At 68.2% G+C, this 21,503-nt stretch carries 18 protein-coding genes; 10 read left to right on the forward strand and 8 right to left on the reverse strand.

The annotated features are described in order from the left end of the window. Window positions 1-128 precede the first annotated feature (128 nt). A complete protein-coding gene (locus ACIBGM_RS00610; RefSeq protein WP_396384016.1) occupies window positions 129-527 on the forward strand; it encodes a cupin domain-containing protein in 399 nt (132 codons plus the stop codon). A 19-nt stretch (window positions 528-546) separates the two neighbouring features. On the opposite strand, the gene ACIBGM_RS00615 is transcribed toward ACIBGM_RS00610, so the two are convergent. From ACIBGM_RS00615 to ACIBGM_RS00650, 8 genes are all read right to left on the reverse strand, one after another. After that, complete coding sequence (locus ACIBGM_RS00615; protein WP_396384017.1) at window positions 547-3,213, reverse strand: Tat pathway signal sequence domain protein; 2,667 nt, start codon at window positions 3,211-3,213, stop codon at window positions 547-549. Between the two features lie 5 nt (window positions 3,214-3,218). Further along, window positions 3,219-5,813, reverse strand: a complete 2,595-nt coding sequence (locus tag ACIBGM_RS00620; protein WP_396384018.1) for a Tat pathway signal sequence domain protein — start codon at window positions 5,811-5,813, stop codon at window positions 3,219-3,221. Beyond that, complete coding sequence (locus ACIBGM_RS00625) at window positions 5,810-6,715, reverse strand: carbohydrate ABC transporter permease (RefSeq protein ID WP_360530236.1); 906 nt, start codon at window positions 6,713-6,715, stop codon at window positions 5,810-5,812. The genes ACIBGM_RS00620 and ACIBGM_RS00625 overlap by 4 nt, the downstream gene beginning before the upstream one ends. 17 nt (window positions 6,716-6,732) lie before the next feature. Next, window positions 6,733-7,707 (reverse strand): ABC transporter permease subunit, encoded by a 975-nt coding sequence (locus tag ACIBGM_RS00630; protein WP_360530239.1) that lies wholly within the window; start codon window positions 7,705-7,707, stop codon window positions 6,733-6,735. A 27-nt stretch (window positions 7,708-7,734) separates the two neighbouring features. After that, the gene (locus tag ACIBGM_RS00635; protein ID WP_396384019.1) at window positions 7,735-9,282 is read right to left on the reverse strand and encodes an extracellular solute-binding protein; all 1,548 of its coding nucleotides are present in this window, start codon (window positions 9,280-9,282) and stop codon (window positions 7,735-7,737) included. Next, a complete protein-coding gene (locus ACIBGM_RS00640; RefSeq protein ID WP_360530245.1) occupies window positions 9,279-9,908 on the reverse strand; it encodes a DUF624 domain-containing protein in 630 nt (209 codons plus the stop codon). The genes ACIBGM_RS00635 and ACIBGM_RS00640 overlap by 4 nt, the downstream gene beginning before the upstream one ends. Before the next feature lie 179 nt (window positions 9,909-10,087). Further along, window positions 10,088-10,738, reverse strand: a complete 651-nt coding sequence (locus ACIBGM_RS00645; RefSeq protein ID WP_396384020.1) for a DUF1961 family protein — start codon at window positions 10,736-10,738, stop codon at window positions 10,088-10,090. Next, a complete protein-coding gene (locus ACIBGM_RS00650; RefSeq protein ID WP_396384021.1) occupies window positions 10,719-11,732 on the reverse strand; it encodes a LacI family DNA-binding transcriptional regulator in 1,014 nt (337 codons plus the stop codon). The genes ACIBGM_RS00645 and ACIBGM_RS00650 overlap by 20 nt, the downstream gene beginning before the upstream one ends. Before the next feature lie 1,401 nt (window positions 11,733-13,133). Here ACIBGM_RS00650 and ACIBGM_RS00655 point away from each other — a divergent pair. The 9 genes from ACIBGM_RS00655 to ACIBGM_RS00695 all read left to right on the forward strand — a co-directional run bounded on the left by ACIBGM_RS00655 (window position 13,134) and on the right by ACIBGM_RS00695 (window position 21,484). Further along, complete coding sequence (locus ACIBGM_RS00655) at window positions 13,134-13,592, forward strand: hotdog fold domain-containing protein (protein ID WP_360530254.1); 459 nt, start codon at window positions 13,134-13,136, stop codon at window positions 13,590-13,592. 72 nt (window positions 13,593-13,664) lie between these two features. Next, window positions 13,665-14,834 (forward strand): GNAT family N-acetyltransferase, encoded by a 1,170-nt coding sequence (gene eis, locus ACIBGM_RS00660; RefSeq protein WP_360530257.1) that lies wholly within the window; start codon window positions 13,665-13,667, stop codon window positions 14,832-14,834. A gap of 45 nt (window positions 14,835-14,879) precedes the next feature. Beyond that, entirely contained in the window at window positions 14,880-15,476 is a 597-nt protein-coding gene (gene ruvC / locus ACIBGM_RS00665; protein WP_360530260.1) for a crossover junction endodeoxyribonuclease RuvC, read from the forward strand. Window positions 15,477-15,501: 25 nt separating this feature from the next. Continuing rightward, entirely contained in the window at window positions 15,502-16,104 is a 603-nt protein-coding gene (gene ruvA, locus ACIBGM_RS00670) for a Holliday junction branch migration protein RuvA (protein ID WP_360530263.1), read from the forward strand. An 18-nt stretch (window positions 16,105-16,122) separates the two neighbouring features. Then, on the forward strand, window positions 16,123-17,175 hold the full coding sequence (gene ruvB / locus ACIBGM_RS00675) for a Holliday junction branch migration DNA helicase RuvB (RefSeq protein WP_360530266.1): 1,053 nt from the start codon (window positions 16,123-16,125) through the stop codon (window positions 17,173-17,175). Between the two features lie 250 nt (window positions 17,176-17,425). Next, window positions 17,426-17,908 carry a preprotein translocase subunit YajC gene (gene yajC, locus ACIBGM_RS00680; protein WP_396384022.1) on the forward strand — a complete coding sequence of 161 codons (483 nt, stop codon included), beginning with the start codon at window positions 17,426-17,428 and terminating at the stop codon, window positions 17,906-17,908. 89 nt (window positions 17,909-17,997) lie between these two features. Beyond that, window positions 17,998-19,767: a protein translocase subunit SecD gene (gene secD / locus ACIBGM_RS00685; protein ID WP_396384023.1), complete on the forward strand. Its 1,770-nt coding sequence runs from the start codon at window positions 17,998-18,000 to the stop codon at window positions 19,765-19,767. Further along, entirely contained in the window at window positions 19,767-20,945 is a 1,179-nt protein-coding gene (gene secF / locus ACIBGM_RS00690; protein WP_360530275.1) for a protein translocase subunit SecF, read from the forward strand. The genes secD and secF overlap by 1 nt, the downstream gene beginning before the upstream one ends. Further along, on the forward strand, window positions 20,945-21,484 hold the full coding sequence (locus tag ACIBGM_RS00695) for an adenine phosphoribosyltransferase (protein ID WP_396384024.1): 540 nt from the start codon (window positions 20,945-20,947) through the stop codon (window positions 21,482-21,484). Before secF ends, ACIBGM_RS00695 begins: the two co-directional genes overlap by 1 nt. The last annotated feature ends 19 nt before the right edge of the window (window positions 21,485-21,503 follow it).

Here is a 21,503-nt window from a genome sequence, read left to right on the forward strand (position 1 = left end):
TGTGCCGACCGTGAAGGAGTGGGCCGGTGTCTTGCCGGTCCGGCCGAAGGGTGGTGGGGACGATGACAAGTCGAGCGCATGTGGTCCAGCCGGCACAGGGGCGCTCAGTCGACCTCGGGGTGGCGCGGATGAGGGTGCTGGCCGACAGCACGGTCAGTGCGGCGTTCTCGTTGACGGAGTTCGCAGGCACTGCCGAGGGTGCCTGGACGGTGCCGCATCTGCATCGCGGTTTCGAGGAGTCGTTCTTCGTGCTGGACGGCGAGTTCACCTTCACCGTCGGCGGCGAGGCGATCGTCGCGGGGCCGGGGACCTACGTCCTGGTCGGGAGGGATACCGCGCACACGATCACCGCGGGGCCCGGTGGCGGCCGGTTCCTGACCCTGATGGTGCCCGGTGGCCTCGAGGAGATGTTCATCGAACTCGGTGAGCTCCCGCCCAACGCGATCACGGACCCGGTCGCCCGCAAGGCGGTCTCGGCGCGCTACGACTCGATTCCGACCACCGCGCGACCGTGGACGTCACGCTGACGTCCACGGTCACGTGAGGTCAGGGATTGACGATCTGGTCGCCGACCAGGGCCAGGGTCTGGATGGCGGCGAGGCCGTAGAGGGCGGTGGTGTTGGTAGAGACCCACTTGGCCGACTGGGTCGGGTTGAGGGTGGACGTGACGTCCTCAGCCGTCCACGGGAGGTTCGGACCGTAGCCGTCGCCGGTGTAGAACTCCTTCCAGGCCCGGGCGGCCAGGTCGTCCCGGTCCAGGCGTACGGCGGCGTACGCGGTCAGGCGGGCATGCCCTTGACGGAGGATGAGGTTGCCGAAGTACGCGCCGCACTCTGCCGTCTGCTCGGCCCGGCTGGCGTTGTAGAGCCGGCAGTACTGCAGCCACGCGGCCTCGAACGCCGGCATGTCGACCAGGTCGATGATCTCGGCGCAGATCTCCACCTGGCCGAACATCGCGCTCAGGTGCGACACACTGACGGTCTTCGCGGCGACCGGAGCGAACCGCCCGGTGTCGAGGTCGTAGAGCCCACCGCCGGTGACGAAGCCGTTCGGCATCGCCGCGATCGTCTCCATCGTGCCGAGGAGCTTGGTGCGCGCCGTCTCGGCCTTGGGTCCTTGCCGCTCCCACTCGGTCAGCCAGGCAGCAGCCAGACCACTCCAGTCCGTGCCGAGGCCGATGGCGAGTGCATGCGGGTCCGGCTCATACGGCTCGGTCCTGATCTTCCGCAGCGGGTCCAGTACGAGGAACGTGCGGTCGGAGTCGACCAGCTCGGACAGCAGGTCCCCAGTGCGCTCGTCAGCGGTCAGGTAGTAGTAGAAGCGGCGGTAGATCGCCGTACTGATCCGCTGCTGCTTCGCGCTGTCCGCCCAGTGCTGTACGCCGTGCCGCGTGCCCAGACCGGCCCACTGGCCGAGGTGGTAGACGTCGACCTCACCGGTGTGCCGGGTCATCGCCTCCGCGAACCGGAAGATGTCGGCCCGGCCGGACCGCAGGAACGCGTACCAGAGCCACAGGTCCGGCGAGAGCTCCGAGTTGTCCCACGCGTACCCGCCCACGTCGTACCGCCAGACCAGGCGGTCCTCGTCGTACGTGTGCATGATGTCGCCGTAGTCCCAGAACCCGTACCAGTGCCGCGACTCGACCTGACCGCGGTAGAAGTCGAACAGGAAGTCCAGGTGGTCCTCGATCGCCTTCTTGGCCGGCACCGAGCGGTCGACCGGTGAGACGAGCCCGCCGAACACTCGCGTGCTGACCAGCTGATCCACCGGGTTGATCAGCTGCGGGGGAGTCCGCACCTGGTCGGCCAGGTCGCCGAGCCGGGCGGCCGACGGCGTTGCAGCCAGCGCCCAGAACGTCAGCTCACTGGTCCGTGCGATCCCGTATGGCGTCCCGAAGGCGGGCTCGTAGTCCTCGTAGGTGATGTTGAGACCCTCGAGCTGCTCCGGGTACGTGTCCTGGCCCATGCCGTCGTGGTAGAACCGCGTGTCCATCGGCCCGGCCTCCGGCGACCACAGCCACACCGTGACCTCGGCCTCCTCGGTCGCCGCGCCCCGGATGTCCAGCTGGGTCGGATGCCGCTGCCAGAAATCCCTTAGTCCAAAGGCGAATCCGCCGGTCACGCCGCCGACGTACCCGAGACCGGACGCGCGCTTGCCCTGGTCGACCGGGATCCAGCCGTACCCCTTCTTGGTCCGCTTCTTCACGGTGAAGCCGTCCGCGTTCAGCTGGCTCAGCGTGTAGTCGCCCCACTCGGGGATGTACTGCAGCCGGGTCGTCACCCGCTGGTCCCACGTCGACGGGTCGGGCAGCTTGGTCCCGGCCACCTGCGCAGCCCGTACGACGGCGCCCGGATCCCGCCGCAGTCCGGTGATCCCCTTCACCGCCTCGGCCATCATGCCGTGGCCCGCACCCACGAACCGGACATGACGGTCGTACGCCGCATCGCGCAGCGGCACCCGGAACCGCACACCGAGCCCGGCGATGTAGTCCTGCTGCCCGTCGCGGTCGTAGACGAACGTGTGCACCATCCGCACGTTCTCCGCGCCCGCGGTGAAGTACAGCCGGACCGAGAACGGCAGCCAGGTCTTGCCCTTGCGGGACTTGTGCCGGCCGTCGATCTTGACCACCGCCCGGACCGGGCCGGCCTGCTCGACGGTGACCTTCTGGATGTCGCTGTCGTAGCGCTCCCGGACGCTGCCGCCTTCCTCGTCCTCGGCGATCTTGTCCTGCTTGAGGTTGACGAGCTGGCCCTTCCGGGCGATCACCACGTCACCACGCCAGATCTGGCTGATCAGCTCGGACCCGCTCGTCCGGATCCGTGCCTTGATCACGCCGGTGTCGACGTCGACGTAGCTCTTCTCCTGCTTGACCGTCACGGCCTGCGCCGGCGCGGCCGCCGTACCAGGACCGAGAGTGTAGGACTCGGCTGGTGAGTCCACTGCTATGGCGTGTGCGCTCCACTTGAGTGAGCCGTCCGGCCAGTACGCGGTCGGCCAGCTCTGGACCGGTACGTCGCTGCCGTCAGCAGCCTTGAGTGCAAAGGACTGGTTCGCCGGTACGGCGCCCTTCGGCCACGGCGTGCCCCACGTCGTGACGGCCGCCGTCGTCGGCTTGCCTTCCAGCCAAGTGAGTTTCACGTCTTGTACTTCGGTCTGCTCTGCGAATGCGGCGACCGGATTGTCCAGCAAGGAGACCGCTGGGACTGCGGCCATGCCCGCTAGGACTGTCCGTCGGGAGACCGCTGAGCCGTTTTCCACGCCATTCCACCTCTGTCATTCCGGTGTTCAGGGATCTGGGACAGGTTCTGGATCGCTGCCAGCGCGTACTGGGCCGCGCCGTTGGTGCTGACGAAGGCCGCCTCGTCGACGGGCATCAGGCAGCCGTCGATCGTGGTCGTCTTCCACTCCGCCTCGCGCTGCATGGCGTTGCGGTTGAGCTGGTCGCCCTCGTCGAGGAAGAACTTGCGCCAGGCCAGCCGGGCCAGCTCCGCGTCGCCGGTCCGGGCGGCGGCGTACGCGGCGAGCCTGCTGTGGGCCTGGACGAGTGAGATGCCTTGCAAGGGCTGGCCGACCTCTGCGGCTTGCTGCTCGGGTGGCAGCAGGTACAGCCGGCAGTAGTCCAGCCATGCCTTCTCGAACCCGGGTACGTCGAGGTCCAGGTCGATGAGCTCGGAACAGATCTCGGGCAGCCCGAAGAGCGACGACAGGTGGGACACTGCGATGCCCCTGCGGCTGGTGTCGAAGCGCCCGGTGGACAGGTCCATCCGCGCGTTGCCGGTGAGGAAGCCGTAGTGCAGTGCCGCGATGTCCGACATCGTCCCGACCAGCCGTGCCCGGGCCCGGTTGTCGCCGTGCCGCTCCCAGCGCGTGAGCCAGGCGGCGGCGAGTGCACCCCAGTCCACGCCCAGCTCGATCGACAGTGCATTCGGGTCGGGGGAGTAGACGTCGGGCCGGACCTTGCGCTGCGGATCGACGACCAGGAACATCTCCTCGACGTTCGCCACCTCGTTCATCAGGTCGCCGACCCGCTCGTCGGCGGTCAGGTAGTAGTAGAAGCGCCGGTAGATCGCGTTGGAGATGCGCACCTGCTTGCAGCTGCAACCCCAGTGCTGCACGTTGTGCCGCGACCCGAGCCCCTTGAAGCGGCCCAGGTGATGTACGTCGACCTCGCTGGTGTGCCGCGTCATCGCCTCGGCGAACCGGAACACGTCGGCGCGGCCGGTCCGCAGGTACTGGTACCAGAGCCACAGGTCCGGCGAGAGCTCGGAGTTGTCCCAGGCGAAGCCGCCTACGTCGTACCGCCAGGTGTGTCGGTCGCGGTCGTAGGTGTGCATGACGTCGCCGTAGTCCCAGAACCCGTACCAACGGCGCTGCTCGCGCTGGTTGACGTAGTACTGGAAGAGGAAGTTCAGCCGGGCTTCGATGTCCTGGTCGTCGGCGGTCGGCAGACTCCAGCTGCCGAATACGCCTGCCTCCAGAAGGCGAGCGGGGGAGACGGCGAGCCGGCCGGGGGAGTTGAGCAGCACGGCGTGCTCAGCCAGCTCGTCGGCCGACGGGGTGGTGTTGTGGACTCTCAGCGTGAGCTCGTGAGTGCGGGCGATGCCGTGCGCGTTGCCGTAGCCTGGCTCGTAGTCCTCGTAGGTGATCTCGAGGCCTTCGAGCTGTTCGGCGTGGCTGTCCTGGTCCATGCCGTCGTGCCAGTAGCGCACGTCCATGGCCGGTGCACTTGGCGACCACATCCACACCGTGGCGGTGGCGAGGTCAGTGGCCGCGTTGCGGATGTCGAGGCGGGTCGGGTGCAGCTTCCAGAAGTCGCGGAGGCCGAACCCCAGTCCGCCGGCGGCGCCACCGACGTACCCGTAGCCGGGTGACCGCGTGCCGGCCGGGATGGTCACCCAGGCGTGGCCGGGACCGGTGCGTTTGCGCAGGGTGAAGCCGTCCGCGCTGGTCTGGTCGAGGGTGTAGTCGTTCCACTGCGGGATCAGGTGCAGCCGGTTCGACACCTCGGGGTTGGGGATCTCCTCGACGGCGCGGCCGGCTACCTGCGCTTCACGTGCTTCGTCACCTGGATCGCGTCGCAGACCGGTCAGGCCGCGGACCGCCTCGGTGAGGAAGCCGGACGGACCGGCCAGCCGGACGTGCCGGTTGTGCGGCTCGTCGTGCATCACCACGTCGGCGCTCAGGCCGAGCCCGGCCAGGAAGTCCCGGTCCGGATCGCCGTCCCAGACGAAGCTGTGCACGATCCGGACGTCGATCGCGCCGGCGTAGAAGTACAGCCGGACGCTGAACGGCAGCCAGTCGCCGTGCTTGCCCTCGAGCCGTACCACGGCCCGTACCGGACCGTCCTGTTCGACAATGAGATTGTCGACAATCGCCGTCGTCTGCTGCCGGGTGCCGCCGAGGTCCTCGTCGGGCGCATCCTGCCGCAGGCTGACCAGCCGGACATCCCGTACGACGGTCTGGTCGCTGTGCTGGATGGATGCGATCAGGTGTGGCGCCTTCAGCAACCAGGTGACATCGCCTGACGCGACGCGAACCTCGTCGCCGTCGCGCTCGACGCACACCGGCTGAGCCGGAGCGGACGGCTCTCCGGTGACCAGCTCGTACGACGACTCCGGCTGGTCCGACCGGCCGATCGCGTGGGCGGACCACTTGATCGAGCCGTCCGGCCAGGTCGCGGTCGTCCAGCTCTGCACCGCCGTACCGTCGGCCAGTGCGAAGCTGGTGCCTTCGGCAACCGTGCCGCGGGGCCAGGGGACGCCCCACGTGGTGCCTTGTCTACAAGGTGTTTCGAGCCACTGTAAGGTCGTCATTCCTTCACCGATCCGATCAGGACGCCCTTGGCGAAGTGCTTCTGCAGGAACGGGTAGAAGAACAGGATCGGCAGCGTCGCCACCACCACGACCGCGAACTTCAAGCCCTGCTCCGGGAACGTCACCGTCTCCAGCTGCTGCAGTACATTCGCCGAGTCGGCGTTCGCCGCGGTCAGCTGGCGGACGATCATCTGCAGCGTCCACTTCTTGCTGTCGTCGATGTAGAGCAAAGGAGACATGTAGTCGTTCCAGATCCCGACCGCGTAGAACAGCGAGAACGTCGCGATGATCGGCTTCGACAACGGCAGCACGATCCGCAGGAACACGTTCAGCTCGTTGCAGCCGTCGATCCGGGCGGCCTCCTCGAGCGCCTCCGGGAGCTCCTGGAAGAAGCTCTTCACCACGATCAGGTAGAACGGGTTGATCGCCAGCGGCAGGATCAGCGCCCAGTAGCTGTCCAGCAGCCCGAGGTCCCGCACCACCAGGTAGGTCGGGATCATGCCGCCGCTGAAGACCAGCGTGAACACCACCAGGTTCAGCACCAGCGCCCGGCCCGGCAGGAACCGTTTGGCCAGCGGGTAGGCCATCGTCAGCGTGAGCAGCAGCTGTACGACGGTGCCGACCGCGGTCACGCAGATCGTGGTCAGCAGCGCGCGGACGAACGTGTCGGTGGAGAAGATGTACTGGTACGTGTCGGTGACGAACTTCTCCGGCCACAGGAAGAACGGCCGCGAGCTGATCTCCGACTCGGTCGCGAACGACCCGGCCAGCACATAGACCAGCGGCAGCACCGTGACCAGGGCCAGCCCGGTCAGCAGCACGACATTCAGTACGTCGAACACCTTGCTGCCGGCCGAGTCGTAGTACCGGACCGACGGCTTGCGAGGCTTCGTCAGTGTCATCGCCATGTCGATCCCTCTCAGAACAGGCCGCGCTGGCCGAGGCGCTTGGCCAGCCAGTTCGAGCCGAAGATCAGCAGGACACCGACCAGGCCCTTGAACAGGCCGACCGCGGTCGCGTAGCTGAACGCGCCCTGCGTGATGCCGATGTAGTAGACGAACGTGTCGAACACGTCCGCGACGTCGCGGTTCAGCGAGGTGGTCATCAGCCAGATCTGCTCGAACCCGGAGTCCATCAGGTTGCCCGACGTCAGGATCGCCATCACCACGATGGTCGGCCGGATCGCCGGCAGCGTGATGTGCCAGAACTGCCGCCACCGGCCCGCGCCGTCCACCCGGGCCGCCTCGTACAGCTGCGAGTCGACCCCGGCCAGCGCGGCCAGGTAGATGATCGTGCCCCAGCCGGTCTGCTTCCACAGCAGCTGCAGGACGATCAGCGGCCGGAACCAGTCGGCCTGCGCGACGTAGTCGGTCTTCTGCCCGCCGACCAGGCCGTGGATCCAGTTCGCGATCACCCCGAAGTCGACCGAGAACAGCAGGTAGGTCAACGATGCGACGATGGTCCACGACAGGAAGTGCGGGATGTAGATCAGCGACTGCACCGACCGCTTCAGCACGTTGACCCGCAGCTCGTTCAGCATCAGCGCGACGATGATGGGCGCCGGGAAGACGAACACGATCGTGAGCAGCGCGAGCAGCAGCGTGTTGAACATCAGCCGGCCGAAGTCCGGCCCGGCGAACAGCTCCTGGAAGTGCTTGAGACCGACCCACTCGCTGCCCGAGTAGCCGAGGAACGGCACGTAGTCCTTGAACGCGATGGTCAGGCCGTACATCGGCAGGTACTTGAAGACGATGAAGTACGCGAGGCCGGGCAGCAGCAGCAAGTACAGCCAGCGGTAGCGGAGCAGGTCGCGCCACAGCGGCACCGCGCGGGCGCGGCGTTTGCGTTGCGGGGGTGGGGCCTGCCGCGAAACCTCCGCGGCAGGCTGAGCCACACCCGGCACCAGATCAGTGGCCACAGGTCAGCCGCCGTTCTTGGCGACCAGGTCGTTGACCTCCTGGGCGATCTGCGTGCCGCCGCCGTCGTACCAGCGCTTGATCTGCGCCTTCAGCTGGTCCTCGGTGATCGCGCCGGACAGGTACTTGATCCGGGCGTCCGGGACGATCGTGTCGAGCGTCTGGCCCTTCGACACCGCGGTCGGGGCGATCACGCCGAGGGCCGGGTTGAACACCGCGGTCTTCAGGTCCTCGTTCATCAGCACGTCGAACTTCTCCCGCATCGCCCGGCTGGCCGCGTCGGCCGGCCGCAGCTGGTAGGCGCCGAGACCGACGCTGGCCCGGGTGCCGAGCTGGATGAAGGCCTTGTCGACGTCGTTCTGGATCGCCTTGACCTTCGGGTCGTCGGAGTTGATCGGTACGGCGTACTTCCCGTCGGCCTTGAAGTTGCGGCCCTCGATGCCGTTGGTCAGCAGGATCGAGCCCTCCTTGGACTCCAGCTTGTCCAGCGTCTGCAGCACCTGGTCGAGCTGCTCCTCGGTACGGACGTGCTGCTTGGAGATCGCCATCACCATGTTGTAGCCGGTGAACGGGTAGGAGTGCTTCTCACCGTCCGGGCCCTTCAGGTTCCCGACCAGGGTGACCTTGTCGAAGTCCTTCGGGTTCTTCTCCTTGAACAGGTCGAGCAACTGCGTCGCCCGCACGTTCACGTCGATGATCATGCCGCCCTTGCCCTGCACGAACGGGTCGTTCCAGTTGCCGCTGTCCAAGGTGGCGAAGTCCGGGTTGATCAGGCCCTCGGTGACCCACTTGCGCAGCCAGCGGTTGGCCTCCAGGAACTCCGGGGTGTCGAAGCCCGGAACCAGCTTGCCGTCGCGCTCACCCCAGCCGTTCGGGGCGCCGAACCAGGTCTCGACCACGTCGTACGGGCTGGCGCTGGCGTAGTTGCCCGGCCACTTCGGGATGATCAGGCCGTAGGTGTCCTTCTTGCCGTTGCCGTCCGGGTCCCGCTCGGTGAACGCCTTCGCGATCGTGTAGAGCTCCTCGACGGTCTGCGGCTCCTTCAGCCCGAGCTTGGCCAGCCAGTCCTTGCGGATCACGATGCCGGAGCGCAGCAGCGGCCGGACCCGGTAGATGCCGTAGGTCTTGCCGTTGGTCATCGTGTTCTTGGCGGTCTGCTCGTTGGCCGGCTTCAGGTTCGAGTACTTGTCCAGCTTGCCGGTCAGGTCCCAGAACGCGCCGGCCTCGGCCGCCTTCACGAACGACGGGCCCTTCTCGTTCACCACCATCACGTCGGGGATGTTGTCCGAGGCAAGCGTGACGTTGGACTTGTCGCCGTACTCGGCGTTCGGTACCCAGGTGATCTTGAGCTTCTTGCCGATGAGCTTCTCGACGGCCTGCTGCAGCTCGCCGCTGGGGTCCGGCGCGGTGCCGAACAACGGCGCCATCACCGTCAGCTCGTTACTGGCCGCCTGGCCTTCGTCGCTGTCGCCGCCGCCCGAACACGCAGAGGCGAGCAGTGCCGTCGAGGCTGCGACGGCGACGGCGATACGCCGTCGGGAGAAGATGGTCATGAGTTCCCTTTCAGGTGCAGGCGCGCCTCGTTCTCGGCGAAGAAGCGCAGGCAGAGCCAGGTGTCGATCTGAATCCAGCCGCCACCGGCCAGCACGATCCCGAGCACCGGGAACTTGCCGGACAGGTAGCCGATGGACACCGCGACGAAGAGCAGGACAAGGGACGACGCCGGCCGCGCCAGCGCGACCAACGATGCCTTGGGCAACAACTCGCGGACCCGGAGGTCGTAGTGCACGGCCATCGGGAGCAGGTAGGCGGCGATCACCCCGAGCGCGACCAGCGCGAGCAGGCTGGCCAGCCGGGGGACCGACGCAGTCGCGCCGAGTGACGCGAAGTACAGGTAGTTGCCGACCAGAACCACCGCGGCCGCCACCAGCGGCAGCACGACCAGCTGGCCGCGGCGGAACTCGCGCCGGAACGCGACCCGGAAGGCAGGCAAAGCATGAAACGATTCACCGGAAGACCTGCGTCTGGCCAGCGAATACGCTGCGAGCGTGGCCGGGCCGATACCCAGCGCAACCCCGCCGAGGAGCGTGAAGGCGATCCACAGCGCGTTGAGCTTGATCGCCCAGACGACTTCGTCCGCGGCGTCGTACAGCTTGATCGACCAACCTGGGCTGCTCATCGGGAGCCTTCAGCCGGCCGGCGGTCGGAGATGTGGCGGCAGTGTTTCACGGGTGTCCCTGCCTTGTTTCGGGCGAAAAGTGATGTGACCGTATGGTTGAATCGTCTCAATGTCAAGGCTTCGGAAAGCGTTTGTCAGAGACTGGTCACGAAGACCTGGGGGACTGCTTGAAGTAGCGTCTAGAGCTGGGAAACCCGCAGGTTCGCGTACTCGCCGATCAGCGGCGCCATCTGGCGGAAGCCGAGCTTTCCGCCGGCGAGGGGCTGGTCGTCGTACCACTCGAAGCTTGTGACGTCGTTGATCGCGAAGGAGATGTGGCCGCGGTCGACGGTCAGCCTGAGTTTGTAAGGACCTTGGGCGTCCAGGACCGACGGGAGCGGGTCTGGTCCCTGCGCGACGAGGTGGAAGCCGTAGCTCTTGCGCAGGTTGCAGGTGTGGAACGCGCGCTCGGCCGGCCAGCGGCGGCGGAAGTACGAGACGTGGTAGGTGTCCAGGTCGCCGTGGTGGTACTGCTCGTACGGCCCGGTCCGCGGCCGGAGGTCGAAGAGGTCCTCGCCGGCGCGGCCCTTCGCGTGGAAGAACAGGATGCACAGGCCGGGCTCGCGGATCGGCCAGAAGTCCCACTCCACGACGATGTCGGGCGGGAAGTCCTCCGGGCACCACAGCACCACGTTGGCGTCCTGCCCATGCTCCGGCGGCCGCACACTCTCCAGCCGCAGCCGGCCGAGCGGGAACGAGACGGCGCCCTCGCCTTCTAGGCGGAAGGTTGCCAGGTCTTCGGCTGAGGCGAGCGGGTTTTCGTAGAGTGTGTCAGCGGCGTTTGAAGTCACTCGACTCCCTGACAATCAGATCCGGCTGGAAGATCACCTGCCGATGGCGATGCCGCTCGGCCGCCTCGACCTCCTCCTGCAGCAACTCCATCGCCGACCGCCCGAGCAACTCGGCCGGCTGCCGCACGGACGACAGCGGTACGGCGGCGGCGCGGGCGAAGTCGATGTCGTCGTACCCCACAATCGCCATATCGCGCGGGACCCGCAGTCCGGCAACGGCCATCGCCTGCAGGAATCCCAGCGCCAGCAGGTCGTTCGCGAGGAACGCCGCGGTCGGCCTGCTTTTGGCCGGCATCGCGGCGACCTTCTCGCCGATCGCGCGGCCCTCGACGACGCCCATCACGTCGACCTCGAACTCCTGCAGGTCGACGTGATCGGCCTGCCCGACCACAGTCTTGATGCCGGCCATCCGGTCCGCGACCTGCTGCATGCTGAACGGCCCACCGATGAAGGCGATCCGGCGATGCCCCGACTCGATCAGGTGATTGCCCGCCAGCCGCCCACCCAGCTGGTCGTCGACCGACACCGAGCAGAGGCCGCGGTCCGCCGTACGGTCGACGAGGACGACCGGCGTACCGCGATCGACCAACGCTGTCAGCCGGGGATCGTTGCTGTCGAACGGGGTGATGAGAATGCCGAGGACGCGCTGCTGCTCGAGCTGGTCGAGGTGATGCCCTTCGCGCACCGGGTCGGTCTTGCTGTTGCACAACATCACCACGGTGTCGTGCTCGTACGCCAGCGCCTCGGCGCCTTCGGCGAGATCGGTGAAGAACGGGTTCGCCACGTCGAGCACAACCAGCCCGACCGTCCGGCTCTTGCCCGCGCGCAGGTGCCTGGCCGCCTCGTTGCGCACGAACCCGAGCGCGCTGATGCTGTCCTGCACACGTTGCCTGGTCGCGGGCGCCACGATCCACGGCCGGTTCAGCACGTTGCTCACCGTGCCAACCGAAACCCCCGCGCGGTGCGCGACCTCTTTGATGCTGGGCGTCGCCATCGTCCCTCGAAACCGGTCACACTCCGTCAGAACCCCCAGTCTACCGGCGCCCAATTGAATCGTCTAAATCACCAAGAGGACACCACCTTCGCTGCGAGCTGGCACCGCGCCGCAGCACCTGCCCTGTCAGCCGCCTCCAGCGGCGCGCCCACCGACGTCCCGCACACCACACCGCGCTCGGCGCCCGCACCCGCCGCCACGCAGCTCGGTCACCGCTCCGCGGAGGCTGCTCTCCTAGCCGCCTTCGGCGGCGCGCCCACCGCTTTCCCGCGCACCGCGATCGGCGACCGCGCCGCCTCGCGGGGTTGCGTCGGCGCCTCACGGAGGCGGATATCCCCTGGTGTTGTGGCTTCTCCCTTCGTACTCAAGGGGAGAAGCCAGCGTTCGAGGGGACATCCCCGTCAATTGACGGCGGTGGGTTCCGTCAACTGCTTGTGGCGGGCACAACCTGGTGCCACGGGCAACCTGCTCGGCGGATCCAACCTCCGGCGAGCACGCGGTCACCGCTGCGCGGCGGCTGTCTTGTTGGCCGCCTTCGGCGGGCGCCCGCCGCTGTCCCGCGCACCGCGATCGGCGAGGGGCTGCTCGCGGGGTTGCGTCGGCGCTTCGCGGGGCGGATATCCCCTGGTGTTGCGGCTTCTCCCCTCGCACTCAAGTGGAGAAGCCACCGTTCGAGGGGAAATCCCCGTCAATTGACGACGGCGGGTTCCGTCAGTTGCCCGTGGCAGGCCCAACCTGGTGCCACGGGCAACGTGATCGGCGGACCCAACGTCCGTCAGGCAGAGCGGTCACCGCTGCGCGGCGGCTGATTTGCCGGCCGCCTTCGGCGGCGCGCCCACTGGTGTCCTGCGCACCGCGATCGGCGAGCGCGCCGCCTCGCGGGTTGCGTCGGCGATTCACGGAGGCGGATATCACCTGGCGTTGCGGCTTCTCCCTTCGCACTCAAGGGGAGAAGCCACCCTCCAAGGGGACATCCCCGCCAATTGAGGGCGGCACCTACGGGCTGCTGGCCCCGCGCCTCCGCGCCCGGGTGAGCTTGCCTACTCACGTTGGGGGTTGCCCACTCGAATTTCCAGTGGGCAACCCCTTAGCTCAGGGGGCATCCGGCTGTTGTGGCGGATCTGTGGGTGGGTTGGCATGGCGGGCGAGCGGTGCGGCGGTCTGGCGGGGCCGTGGGTGAGGCTGCGGTGGCGGCGAGACGGGAGGGCGTGCAGTTCGACAGGTGGTGCCGGGCCGCCGGTAGTGCGGTTGAGCGCGGTCGGGTCGGTGTGTACGGCGTCTCGCTGGTGCACTACCTGTCCGTATGTCCCCGGCTCCATGCAACCGGCTGTTCGGATGTCCCCGGCTCCATGCAATCGGTTGGGGGTCGACGGGGATGTGACTGGTGGGTAACATTGGGGGATGAGTGAGGTGCTGGGGTTGTGGGAGCGGTTGCGGGGGGTGCCTGGTGGGGATCGGGTGTTCTCGTGGGGGTTCGCCTGGAAGGCGCCGTACTTTCGGTCGGTTCGGCCTCGGTTCGTGCAGGTGAGTCCTAACTACGCGGCGTTGAGGTTGCCGAAGCGGCGGGCGGTGCAGAACCACATCGGGACCGTGCACGCGATTGCCGTGTGCAACGGGTTGGAGGCGGCGATGGGGGCGTTGGCGGAGGCGACTGTTCCGGGTGGGAAGCGGTGGCTGCCCAAGGGGATGGAGGTTGCGTACCTGGCCAAGTCCACGTCCGATCTCACGTGCTCGGCGGAGACCGATCCGCAGGACTGGACGGCTGGGCCGGATGTGCCGGTGCGGGTGAAGGCGACGCGGGACGACGGCACGGTCGTGGTCGAGGGGACGATCCACCTCTGGGTGACCGACCGGAAGTAGCACGGGCGGGCCAGTGGTCGCGGGGTGGTATTGCTGTCGCTCGGGGGAGCGGTAGGACATAGGGTCGGCGGCGTGAGTGACGCGTTGCGGTTTGTGGACATCGCCGAGGACCAGTTGGACGCGGTGTTGCGGGTGCGGGCCCGGTCGTTCGGGGTGATGGCGGCCGGTGATCGGGAGCAGTGGCTCAAGGACGCGCGGGCGTTCATCAAGGACGGCCGGTACGTCGGTGTGGCCGACGGCGACGAGGTCGTCGCGGCGGCGCGGTTCTGGGACTTCGAGCAGTGGTGGAGCGGTCGGCGCGTGCCCGTGGCGGGTGTTGCGGGAGTCGTCGTGTCGCCGGAGTACCGGGGGCGTGGCGTTGGCAGCAAGCTGATGCGCGGGCTGCTGCAGCGGGCGGCTGACAAGGGGTTCCCGCTGACTGCGCTGTACCCGGCGACCACAGTCATCTACAGGCACCTGGGGTACGAGTTCGGTGGCGGGCGCTACCGGTTCTCGTTCCCCGCGGCCGATCTGCGCGAGCTGGGTGGCAAGGAGGTCGCCGTACGGCGGGCTGGGCCGCAGGACGCGGAGCGGGTCCTGGAGTTGGTGGGGCAGTCGCACGAGCGGCGTCGTACCAGCGGTCCGCTCGTGTGGCCGCTCAACGAGGTCACCGAGTGGCTGGCGGACGAGGACAACTTCGCGTACCTCGCTGAGGACGGGTTCGTGGTCTACAGCTGGTCCGGCTCGGACCTGTGCGTGGACGAGCTCGTGGCCGGCTCCGAGGCCACCGCCCGCGCGCTGTGGGCGACGGTCGGCTCCGGCTCCTCGATTGCGCGGACTGTGCAGGCCTACATCTCGCCGAACGACCCTGTGCATCTCCTGGTCGAGCATGAGGCGGAGAAGGAGGTGCAGCACCAGCGCTGGATGGTGCGGCTCCTCGACGCGCCCGCTGCGATCGCTGCGCGTGGGTACGCGCCCGGTGCGGTTCTGGAGGTCGACCTGCGGGTCGAGGATCCCGACGTACCGGCGAACAGCGGTGACTGGCACCTGTCTATTGCTGACGGTGCCGGTGAGCTCACGTCGACCCAGGCGTCCGGTGACGTGCTGCAGCTCGGCCCGCGCGGGCTGGCTGCCCTCTATGCCGGTACGCCGCTGGCCACGCTGCGCGGGTCTGGTCTCGCCAGAGGTGGAGCCACGACGGCGGATGCGGCGCTCGACGCGGCCTTCGCAAGCGCCACGCCGTACATGCTCGACTACTTCTGATCGCGGTGCGGTTAGGGTTGTCGAACAAACGTTCGGAGGTGGTCCATGCGGGTGCTCGGCGTCGACCCGGGGTTGACTCGCTGCGGCCTCGGCATCGTCGAGGGCTCACCCGGCAAGCCGCCGGCGCTGGTCGCCGTCGGGGTGATCCGGACGCCGGCCGACCTGGACGTGGCCAAGCGGCTGGTCCGGATCGATGCCGAGCTGGAGGAGTGGATCACCGAGCACCGGCCGGACGCGGTCGCGGTGGAGCGGGTGTTCGCGCAGCACAACGTGCGGACGGTGATGGGTACGGCGCAAGCGTCCGGAGTCGCCATGGTCGTGGCGGCACGGCGGGGTCTGCCGGTCGCGTTGCACACGCCGAGTGAGGTGAAGGCGGCGGTCACCGGCTCCGGCCGGGCAGGTAAGGAGCAGGTCACCACGATGGTCACCCGGATCCTCAAGCTGGCCGAGCGCCCGACCCCTGCCGACGCGGCGGACGCGCTGGCGCTGGCGATCTGCCAGGTCTGGCGCGGCGGTACGGCGTCCCGGCTGCAGGAGGCGGCCGGGAGCCGGTCGAACCTCGAAGCGCTGGCCCAGGCACAATCCCGCCTGCAGGTAGCTCGGCTGCGAGCAGCGGTGGCAGCCCAGGAGAGTAAGAGATGAGTACTGCGGTGCCGGGAGGCTGGACATGATCGCGTTTGTGCGGGGGCCGGTGGCGGCGATCGGGGTGGACAGCGCCGTGATCGAGGTCGGGGGCGTGGGGCTGCAGGTGTTCTGTCATCCGGGCACGCTCGCCGGGCTTCGGCCGGGGCAGGAGGCCCGGGTGTCGACCTCGATGGTCGTACGTGAGGACTCGCTGACGTTGTACGGGTTCGCCGACGACGACGAGAAGAGCCTGTTCGAGCTGCTGCAGACCGCGTCCGGTGTCGGACCGAAGCTGGCGCAGGCGGCACTCGCCGTACTGAGTCCTGATCAGTTGCGGCAGGCGGTCGCCACCGAGGATCTGAACATGCTGGTGAAGGTGCCGGGCATCGGGAAGAAGGGCGCCCAGCGGATCGTGCTCGAGCTGAAGGACAAGATCGGTGCGCCGAGCCGGACGGTGACCGGCCGGCCGCTGCAGACCACGGAAGCGTGGCGCGAGCAGGTGCATGCGGGCCTCGTCGGCCTCGGCTGGTCTGCCCGCGACGCGGACGACGCCGTCACCGCTGTGTCGCCGCTTGCCGCCGACAGCCCGAACCCGTCCGTGCCCGACCTGCTCCGCGCCGCGCTGCGCGTGCTTTCCAAGGCATAAGACATTTAAGGCATAGGTATGGAAGACAACGTCCGGCCGCTCGTCTCCGCGGACGCGGTGGATCTCGAGGAACGCAAGATCGAGTCCGCCCTGCGCCCGCGCACCCTGGCCGAGTTCGGCGGCCAGCGCCGCGTGAGCGAGCAACTCGAGCTGGTGCTGCACGCTGCCCGCGGCCGCAACCGCGCTCCGGATCACGTGCTGCTGTCCGGCCCGCCCGGCCTGGGCAAGACCACGCTGGCGATGATCATCGCCAGCGAACTGTCAGCGCCGCTGCGAGTGACCAGCGGCCCAGCGATTCAGCACGCGGGCGACCTGGCTGCGATCCTGTCCGGGCTCAGCGAGGGCGAGGTGCTGTTCCTCGACGAGATCCACCGGATGTCCCGGCCGGCCGAGGAACTGCTCTACATGGCGATGGAGGACTTCCGGGTCGACGTGATCGTCGGCAAGGGGCCGGGCGCGACTGCGATCCCGCTGGAGATCCCGCCGTTCACGCTGGTCGGCGCGACCACCCGGGCCGGGCTGCTGCCGGGGCCGCTGCGGGACCGGTTCGGGTTCACCGGGCACCTGGAGTTCTACGAGGCCTCCGAGCTCGAGAAGATCGTCAACCGGTCGGCCGCGCTGCTCGAGGTCGACATCACCCCCGAGGGTGCGGCCGAGATCGCCTCCAGGTCCCGCGGTACGCCGCGGATCGCCAACCGCCTGCTACGCCGCGTGCGCGACTACGCCGAGGTGCGCGCCGACGGGATCATCACGCTCGCACTGGCGAAGGCGGCGCTGGAGCTGTACGAGGTGGACAAGATGGGCCTGGACCGGCTGGACCGGTCCGTGCTGGACGCTTTGTGCCGCCGCTTCGGCGGCGGTCCGGTGGGCCTGTCGACGCTGGCGGTCGCAGTCGGTGAGGAGCGCGAGACCGTGGAAGAGGTGGCCGAGCCGTTCCTGGTTCGCTCCGGATACCTCGCCCGTACGCCGCGCGGCCGGGTCGCAACACCCGCGGCCTGGCGCCACATCGGCCTCAAGGTCCCCAAGGGCGCAACCTTCGCCGACACCCTTTTCGACACCGACGAGGACTGATCGGGCACGCTCCGGCGGCAGCTTTGACATCACGGGGCTGCGGGGGAGACTGGAGTGGAGTCCTGGTGCTGAGTAACACAAACGTGACCACGTGTCATGACGTAGTTCTTGGTGCTCGGCGTTAGACTCCCCGATGGCCTGTCCTCAGGTCGATCCGCTGCGACCTGCACGCTTGGGCAGAGCGTGCCGGACGCCCCGTACTCCCGATGACGAAGGATTCTGAGTCCCGATGCAACTGATCGCCGTACCAATGGCCTCTTCCGGGGGCGGCTCCGGCTTCACGCTGCTGCTGCCGCTGATCCTGATCGTCGGGATGATCTGGTTCATGAGCCGCACGCAGCGCAAGCAGCGCCAGCGGCAGGCCGACACCGTCGCCGCCCTCACCCCGGGCACCAAGGTGATCACCACCAGCGGCCTGGTCGGCCTCGTCGAGGAGGTCGACGACGAGTACGTGACGCTGGAGATCTCCGAAGGCGTCCTGGTGCAGGTCGTCAAGCCGTCGATCGGCCGGGTCATCCCGGACGAGGACGGCACCGCGGCACAGGCCGAGGCGCCGGCCGCCGAGAAGGCCGATGACAAGGACGAGGCTGCGGACGACGCCGCCGACGAGGCTGTCGAGGAGCCCGCGAAGGACCCGGTCGACGTCCCGGACGCGGGCCGTGACAAGGCCGACAAGGCCGACGGCAAGGTGCAGGACACGCCGAAGCTGCCGCCGACGCACACCGAGAACTGACGCACCCCCTGTTCTAACGGCCTGCGGCGCGCCGACCGGCGTCCACCAGACGATTCGGCGCGCCCAGAAGTACAAAGGTTGAATCTGACGTGGCAACGACGACGACATCCCGCCCCGGGCGGCTACTGATCGTCCTGGGGGTGATCGTGGTCCTGCTGTTCGGGATCATGGGGCTGACCAAGACCTGGAAGCCTAAGCTGGGCCTGGACCTGCGCGGTGGCACCACCATCACGCTGACCGCGAAGTCCCTGGCCGGCGGCGGTTCGGTGACCGCCGACCAGCTGAACGAGGCGAAGAACATCATCTCCCAGCGGGTCAACGGTGCGGGTGTCGCCGAGGCCGACATCACCACCTCCGGGCGGGACCACATCAACGTCGCCGTGCCCGGCGCGAACCAGGACAGCCTGGTGAAGCAGGTCGGCCAGACCGCGTTGCTGTACTTCCGGATCGTGTACGACGCCCAGGCCGCGGCTCCGGTCGCGGCCCCATCGCCGACGCTGACGACCAAGCCCAGTACGACGCCGAAGCCGAGCACCACGGTCAAGCCGAGCACCACCGTCAAGCCGAGTACGACGGTCAAGCCGAGCGCGACGCCGAACGGCCGGGCCTGGAGCAGCGTCCTGGGTCAGGCCGACCCGACGCCCACACCGACGCCGAAGCCCAGCACCCCGGCTCCCAGCACTCCGGCGGCGAGCACTCCGGTCGCGACCCCGTCGACGCCGGCCGCCTCGACCGACCCGCTGCAGTACGTGCCGGACGCGGCCACGCAGACCGCGTTCGCGGCGTACAAGTGCGGTGACGAAGGGCAGACCGACGACCCGAACAAGCCGCTGTTCGCCTGCGACCGCGAGGGCACGTACAAGTACCTGCTCGGTCCGGCGATCCTGAAGGGCACCGACTTGTCGGACGCCAGCGCGGGTATCCCGCAGGGCGGCTTCCAGTGGCAGGTGAACCTGGAGTTCACCGGCGAGGGCGGCGACAAGTTCCTCAAGGCGACGCAGAACATCTCGGCCCGCGGCCAGGGCCAGAACCTGTTCGCGATCGTGCTGGACAGCGAGGTCATCTCCACGCCGAGCGTCGAGAACCCGATCCCGGGTGGCCAGGCGCAGATCACCGGCACCTTCACCGAGGCCGAGGCGCGCGACCTGGCGAACGTCCTGAAGTACGGCGCGCTGCCGGTCTCGTTCGACATCTCCTCGGTCGAGACGGTGTCGCCGCAGCTCGGTGGCGACCAGCTGTCCGCGGGCATCTGGGCCGGTATCGCCGGTCTGGGCCTGGTCGTGCTGTTCTCGTTCCTGTACTACCGGGGCCTGGGCATCGTCGTGGTGGCGTCGCTGGGCGTGGCCGCCGTACTGACGTACGCGTCGGTCGTGCTGCTGGGGAGGGCGATCGGGTTCACGCTGACCCTGGCCGGTATCGCCGGTCTGATCGTGGCCATCGGTATCACCGCGGACTCGTTCGTCATCTACTTCGAACGACTACGTGACGAAGTCCGCGAGGGCCGCAGTCTGAGGTCGTCGGTCGAGACCGGCTGGGCGCGGGCCAAGCACACGATCATCGCGGCCGACTCGATCTCGCTGCTCGCCGCGGTGGTGCTGTACATCCTGGCGATCGGCAGCGTGCGTGGCTTCGCGTTCACGCTCGGCCTGACCACGCTGATCGACCTGCTCGTGGTGTTCATCTTCACCAAGCCGCTCGTGACGCTGCTGGCCCGGACCGACTTCTTCGGCCACGGTCACAAGCTGTCCGGCCTGGATCCGGAGCATCTCGGCGTGGAGCGGTTGCCCGGCCAGATGAAGCCGTCGGCGCGTCCGGCCAAGCGGCCGTCGACGCCGAAGCCGGTGGGAGGGGAGGTCTGATGTCGAAGCTCGGACAACTCGGCGCCAAGCTGCACCGCGGTGAGGTCTCCTACGACTTCATCGGCAAGCGCAAGCTCTGGTTCGGTGTCTCCCTGGTGCTGATCGCGATCTCGCTGATCGGCCTGTTCACCCGCGGCCTCGCGCTCGGCATCGAGTTCAAGGGCGGTGTCGAGTACCAGACCAACGTCAAGGTCACCGACAACACGGTCCAGGACTTCACCGACGCGGTGAAGGCGACCAACGCCCAGGACCTCGGCGACCCGGTCGTCACCACCATCGGCGCCGACAAGGTGCGGGTGCAGACCAAGCCGCTGGCGCAGGACGACATCACCAAGGTCCGGGCGGCGATCGCCGCCGAGGCCGGGGTCGCGGTCGAGCAGGTGACGTCGCAGCAGATCGGCGCCTCCTGGGGCCAGCAGATCGCGAACAAGGCGATCATCGCGCTGATCGTGTTCATCGGCCTGGTGTTCCTGGTGATCTGGGCCTACTTCCGAGAACCCAAGGCCTCGATGGCCGCGATCATCGCATTGCTGCACGACGTGCTGATCACGGTCGGCGTGTACGCGCTGATCGGGTTCGACGTCACGCCCGCCACGGTGATCGGCGTCCTGACGATCCTCGGGTACTCGCTCTACGACACCGTCGTGGTGTTCGACAAGGTGCGCGAGAACACCCGCGGGATCACCGGCTCGAACCGCTACACCTACTCCGACGCGACCAACCTGGCCGTCAACCAGACCGTCGTACGGTCGATCAACACGACGCTGATCGCGTTGCTGCCGGTCGGGTCGATCCTCGTGGTCGGCACCGTCGTACTGGGGACCGGGCCGCTGAAGGACCTGTCGCTGGCGCTGTTCGTCGGTATCGCCGTCGGCGCGTACTCCTCGGTGTTCATCGCGCCGGCGCTGCTGGCGGCCTTCAAGGAGCGCGAGCCGGGCATGCAGGCGCTGAACCGCCGGGTCACCGCCAAGCGGGCCTCGGCCGCCGCGACGCCGGCCCCGGCCCCGGCCACCGCCGGTGCGGCGGTGGCGGTGGGAGCCGGGAGTGCTGCCAAGCCTTCCAGGCCGCAGGACAAGCCTTCGGGTACGGCGCCGGTGGCGTCGCCCCGGCCGATGAAGGCGTCCGGGCACAACCGGCCGCAGCCGTCGCGCAAGCCGCGATCGAAGCGCGGTAAGTGATGCGGTCGCTCGAGCAGGTGCTGAAAGACGGGATCCGGGACATCCTGGACTACCCGCAGCCGGGGGTGGTGTTCAAGGACATCACCCCGCTGCTGGCCGACCACAGCGGCTTCGCCCAGGTGGTCGAGGCGCTGGCTGCGTCCGGCAAGGACGACGACGGCAACCCGATCGTCGACAAGGTGGTCGGGATCGAGGCGCGCGGGTTCATCCTCGCCGCCCCGGTCGCGCTAGCCCTCGGCGCCGGGTTCGTGCCCGTGCGCAAGAAGGGGAAGCTGCCGGCCGCGACGTACGAGGAGTCGTACGCCCTGGAGTACGGCGAGGCGACCATCGAGGTCCACCAGGACGCCTTCCAGCCCGGTGACCGGGTGCTCGTCATCGACGACGTCCTGGCCACCGGCGGGACGGTCGAGGCCTGCCTGCGGCTGATCCGCCGCTGCGAGGCCGAGGTGACCGGTACGACGGTCCTGCTGGAGCTCTCCTTCCTGCCCGGACGCGAGCGGCTGGCCGGTGAGCAGCTCAGCGCGCTCGTCACGGTCTGACCCGAATTCGGGCAAACTC

Source organism: Kribbella sp. NPDC050470 (genome assembly GCF_044458365.1).
Classification (GTDB): Bacteria; Actinomycetota; Actinomycetes; order Propionibacteriales; family Kribbellaceae; genus Kribbella.